The sequence below is a fragment of the Methylomonas rivi genome (genome assembly GCF_024505165.1).
GTDB lineage: Bacteria > Pseudomonadota > Gammaproteobacteria > Methylococcales > Methylomonadaceae > Methylomonas > Methylomonas rivi.
Genome location: NZ_JANIBK010000301.1, coordinates 1 through 887 on the forward strand (window position 1 = coordinate 1; position 887 = coordinate 887).

Genomic DNA, 887 nt, shown 5'->3' on the forward strand with positions numbered 1-887 from the left:
CGTATCGGCAGAAACTCAAGCCTCGCTGTTCCAGTTCTTTATCCAGTTCATCCAGATAGATGTTGGCCAATAGCGGGCTCAACGGGCCGCCTTGCGGCGTGCCTCGGCTTCGCTTTTCCTTCGATCCATCGCGTTGCATTGGCGCTCTCAGGTAGTTCCCAATCACTCTCAATACGCGCTTGTCCCGAATTTTCCGCCCGATTTTCGCCATCAGGATGTCGTGATTGACTTCGTCGAAGAATGCGCTGATGTCCAGGTCAACCATCCAGGTTTTCCCTTCCAGGACATAGCGGCTCGCCGCTTGTATCGCGTCGTGCGCGCTGCGTCCCGGTCGATAGCCGTAGCTGTGATCGCTGAATTCCGCTTCGAAGATCGGAATCAGCACTTGGCTTATCGCTTGTTGGATGACACGGTCCTGAACATTGGGGATGCCCAGTAGCCGTTCGCCGCCTTGCGCTTTCGGGATACTGACACCCCGTATCGCCCCCGGCTGGTAGTCACCCGTTTGCAATTTGCCTGCTATCCCCGGCCAGTGCTGCCGGGCGTGTTCGGCAAAAGCATCTACGTTCATGCCATCCACGCCCGGCGAACCACCGTTGGCTTTGACGCGCTTATAGGCTTTTATCAGGTTGTCCCGGTTTAGGACATCTTCCATCAGATTTTCATTCAGCACCTTCTATTTCCTCTTCCGCCCAAGTCTCGACTCGTATTCCGCTTCCTCGCTACCAGCGGGAGTCCACCCGCCTCACTCGGTCACCAGCCCGGGTAGCTGCCGCAGTTGCAACGCCCGCCTGTTTCGAAATACTGCTCGCCGTTTCTCGGAGATGTTCAAAATGGTCTGTTTCTTGGTTCTTCTGCCCTTCGCTCCATCCCCATTACAGAGACTT

1 protein-coding gene is annotated in these 887 nt (G+C 55.9%); it reads right to left on the reverse strand.

What is annotated here, in order from left to right; all coding sequences use genetic code 11:
• Window positions 1–673: reverse transcriptase domain-containing protein (locus tag NP596_RS21285; RefSeq protein WP_256617385.1), on the reverse strand; the 673-nt coding region annotated here is incomplete at its 3' end.
• Window positions 674–887: the final 214 nt, after the last annotated feature.